Source organism: Propionicimonas sp., assembly GCF_047606205.1.
GTDB lineage: Bacteria > Actinomycetota > Actinomycetes > Propionibacteriales > Propionibacteriaceae > Propionicimonas.
The window spans coordinates 1-3,430 of sequence record NZ_JASGES010000215.1 but is presented as its reverse complement, the minus strand read 5'-3'; the positions used below and the strand labels follow the sequence as shown (position 1 = coordinate 3,430).

Genomic DNA, 3,430 nt, shown 5'->3' with positions numbered 1-3,430 from the left:
GGACCGGCCGCCGCCGCTGACCCGCGCCACCGGCCGTCCGGGGCCTCGCCGTTCGCCCCGCGCGATCCGGTTTGCGACGTCTCCGCCGGGGGCACAGGGCCGGCATGAGCGATGAACGCAACGACCTGGCCACCCTCGGCGACCTGGTGAAACCCGGCGAGGTGGTCATGCTGGCGACCGTGGGCGACGGCGGCCGACTGGAGGCGCGGCCGATGTCGCTGGAGGATCTCGACGCGGAGGGGCGGCTCTGGTTCTTCACCGAGTTCGACGCTCCGAAGCACGCTCAACTGGATGCCGACCGGCGCGTGCTGGTCACCCTCAGCGGAAAGGACTACGTGTCGATCCAGGGCACGGGGGTTGTGATCCGCGACCCGCACCGCCAGCGTGAGCTGTGGAACTCCCCGGCCGAGGCATGGCTCCAGTGCGAGCCGACCGATCCGAAGGTGGGCCTGCTCGTGGTCCAGCCCACCGGCGCGCAGTACTGGCAGACCCCGGGGCTCCTGTCGGCGGCACTGGGCGTCGCCGTTGCCGCCGTCAAGGGCGAACGTCCCGATCTGGGAGCGAACGAGACGCTCGAGCTGTCCTAGGAGACTGCCGTGCGCGGGGGCTGCCTGCTGGAAGACTGCGGGCATGGACATCCTGCGCTCGATCGCCCTGTTCATCGCCTCTGCCGCGGCCGAGATCGGCGGGGCCTGGCTGATCTGGCAGGGCATCAGGGAACACCGCGGCTGGCTCTGGATCGGTGCCGGCGTGGTCGCCCTCGGCCTCTACGGCTGCGTCGCCACCCTGCAGCCGGACGCCACCTTCGGCCGCATCCTCGCCGCGTACGGTGGCGTCTTCATCGTCGGTTCGCTCGCCTGGGCGATGGCGCTCGACGGCTTCCGTCCGGACCGGTACGACATCATCGGCGCGCTCATCTGTGTGGTCGGGGTGGCCGTGATCATGTACTCCCCGCGCACCTCCTGACGACGGCGCGCCCGGAGGTTGCGCTCAGTCGCAGCAGTCCTTCGCGCAGTGGTCCTCCATCGCCGGTGCGGACGCCTCCGCAGGCGGCGCGCAACAGGCGTCGCCGTGCCACGCGTCCCACCCTTCCTTCACCGCCACTGCGGCGATCGCCAGGGCAGCCAGCGGGTCGGCCCACCACCAGCCGAGCAGGCTGTTCATGACCAGGCCGGCCAGCAGCACCGCCGACAGGTAGGTGCACAGCAGGGTCTGGTGGGAGTCGGCCACCGCGGAGCCCGAGCCGAGTTCCCGACCGGCGCGTCGCTCCGCGCGCGACAGCAGCGGCATCACGGCCAGGCTGATCGCGGCGAGCACGATCCCGGCCAGGGAGTGCTCGGCGGCTTCGCCGAGGACGAGGCTGCGTGCGGCGTCCACCCCGATCAGGCCCGCCAGCCCGAAGAACGACACGGCGATGAGCCGCATCGCGACCCGCTCCCGACGCTCGTGGTCGGGGATCGCGAACTGCCAGGCGACGGCTGCAGCCGAGAGCACCTCGACCACCGAGTCCAGGCCGAAGGCCAGCAGGGCGGTCGAGGAGGCGATCCGGCCGGCCGTCAGCGCCACCACGGCCTCGATCACGTTGTAGCCGATGGTGACCGCCACGATCAGCCGGACGCGGCGCCGCAGGACGGCCCGGCGGGCAGCGGTGGGGGCCGGCGGGGCGATCACGACCGGCTGCACGTGCACTCCTCGCCCGAGCAGCAGTCGGGATCGACCACCAGCACCACCCGGAGCAGCTCGTCGAGCGCGGGTCCCAGGTGCGCGTCGGCCAGCCGGTACCAGGCGTGGCGTCCGTCCTTCACCGCTTCGACCAGTCCGCACCCGCGCAGGCAGGACAACTGGTTCGACATCACCTGCCGCGACACTCCGAGCGCGTCCGCGAGGTCGGACGGAATGGCGGGCGCCTCCCGCAGCGCGAGCAGGATCTGGACCCTGCAGGGGTCGGACAGGGCGTAGCCCAGGCGACTCAGGCCCTCCACGTGGCCGAGCATCACGGTGGTGGTCATGGCGATGACAATACAGCGATCGCTGTATCAATTACGACCCGGACCGATCTCGCACGCGCTCCCTGGACTCGTCCACGCCCGCCGGGGTCGAGGAGCCGAGGACGGACCGCGCTGCGACATCGCGGTAGTCCGGCCCACGGAGTGGGTACTGCGCTGGACATGACCTCCACGTCCAGCACCCCTGCGGCCGGCTCTGCCGAGCCGGGCCAGAACATCCCCGGCGGCCGGGCGGACTCTCCCCACGAGATCCCCCTGCGGGGATGGCGGGAGATCGTCGTGCGCGGCTGGAAGGAGGCGTCCGCCGACCAGGTGCCGCTTCTGGGTGCAGGAGTGGCGTTCTTCGGCTTCCTCGCCCTGTTCCCTGCGCTGATCGCCCTCACCCTCGTCTACGGCCTGGCCGCGGACCCGGCGACCATCTCGACCCAGCTCGCCGGCCTCACCGCGTCGCTTCCTGCCGACGCCAGGGCGCTGCTGGAGAACCAGCTCCAGCAGCTCGCCTCGGCGCCGACCCAGGGCCTGGGCTGGGGGCTGGCACTGAGCCTGCTGATCGCCCTGTGGAGTGCCTCGGGCGGGGTGGGGAACCTGGTCACGGCCGTCAACATCGCCTACGACGAACAGCGCACCCGCGGGTTGGTGAAGGAGAAGCTGGTAGCGCTCGGGCTGACCGTCGGCGCGATCGTGGTCATGGTCGTCCTGATGGCGCTGGTCGCCGTCGTGCCGGTCGCCTTCGAGATGATCGGGCTCGGCGGCGGCTGGCGCGGGGTTGCCGAGGTCGTGCGCTGGCTGCTGGTCGTGCTGCTGGTGATGGCCGCCCTGGCGGTGCTGTACCGGGTCGCGCCGGACCGGGACGCGCCGAAGTTCCGCTGGGTGTCGGTGGGCGCCGTTGCCGCCACGGTGCTGTGGCTGGTGGCCAGCGTCGGCTTCTCGCTGTACGTCAGCCTGTTCGGCAACTACGCCAAGACCTACGGCGCTCTGGCGGGTGTCGTCGTGATGCTGCTGTGGCTGTGGATCACCAGCTATGCAGTGCTGCTCGGCGCCGAGATCAACGCCGAGGCCGAGGAGCAGACGGCGAAGGACACCACCAGGGGGCCGGAGCGCCCGCTGGGCAGCCGTGGCGCGGTGAAGGCCGACTCGATACCCACCCAGGACGAGCGGCCCGCCCCGCTGGGTGGGCGTAGCGAGGGCGGCGCGCGAGAGTGACGGCCCCACCCGAGGAGCGGCGGAGGGCGCCGTGCGCGCTGCCCCGGGCCGAGGGGATCGTGGAGCCGTCCTCCCCCTGCGTGGGTGCCTGGTCGGTGTCCGGGCGCGGACAGGCGGAGGCCGCCCTGTTCGATCGGCTGGGCGGTGTCGACGGGGCACCGGGGCTCCGGCTGCGGCCCGGCGAACCGCCGGTTCGCGCACGACGATGTCGGTTCACCCGC

Annotated in this window: 5 protein-coding genes; 3 read left to right on the top strand and 2 right to left on the bottom strand. The window is 72.1% G+C overall.

From position 1 onward, the window contains the following. Positions 1-104 precede the first annotated feature (104 nt). Positions 105-587 (top strand): pyridoxamine 5'-phosphate oxidase family protein, encoded by a 483-nt coding sequence (locus QM633_RS13490; protein ID WP_415154282.1) that lies wholly within the window; start codon positions 105-107, stop codon positions 585-587. Between the two features lie 43 nt (positions 588-630). Then, entirely contained in the window at positions 631-966 is a 336-nt protein-coding gene (locus QM633_RS13485) for a YnfA family protein (protein WP_415154281.1), read from the top strand. Positions 967-990: 24 nt separating this feature from the next. Here QM633_RS13485 and QM633_RS13480 read toward each other — a convergent pair whose 3' ends face one another. Both QM633_RS13480 and QM633_RS13475 read right to left on the bottom strand, forming a co-directional pair. After that, positions 991-1,683: a cation diffusion facilitator family transporter gene (locus QM633_RS13480; RefSeq protein ID WP_415154280.1), complete on the bottom strand. Its 693-nt coding sequence runs from the start codon at positions 1,681-1,683 to the stop codon at positions 991-993. Continuing rightward, a complete protein-coding gene (locus tag QM633_RS13475; RefSeq protein WP_415154279.1) occupies positions 1,668-2,009 on the bottom strand; it encodes an ArsR/SmtB family transcription factor in 342 nt (113 codons plus the stop codon). The genes QM633_RS13480 and QM633_RS13475 overlap by 16 nt, the downstream gene beginning before the upstream one ends. 159 nt (positions 2,010-2,168) lie before the next feature. Between QM633_RS13475 and QM633_RS13470 the strand changes: the two genes are divergently transcribed. Beyond that, the gene (locus tag QM633_RS13470; protein WP_415154278.1) at positions 2,169-3,209 is read left to right on the top strand and encodes a YihY/virulence factor BrkB family protein; all 1,041 of its coding nucleotides are present in this window, start codon (positions 2,169-2,171) and stop codon (positions 3,207-3,209) included. Positions 3,210-3,430: the final 221 nt, after the last annotated feature.

Excerpts from the sequence above, each read along its gene's own strand:
- QM633_RS13475 (WP_415154279.1), bottom strand. The coding sequence starts at position 2,009 with ATGACCACCACCGTGATGCTCGGCCACGTGGAGGGCCTGAGTCGCCTG.
- QM633_RS13485 (WP_415154281.1), top strand. The coding sequence starts at position 631 with ATGGACATCCTGCGCTCGATCGCCCTGTTCATCGCCTCTGCCGCGGCC.
- QM633_RS13470 (WP_415154278.1), top strand. The coding sequence starts at position 2,169 with ATGACCTCCACGTCCAGCACCCCTGCGGCCGGCTCTGCCGAGCCGGGC.
- QM633_RS13490 (WP_415154282.1), top strand. The coding sequence starts at position 105 with ATGAGCGATGAACGCAACGACCTGGCCACCCTCGGCGACCTGGTGAAA.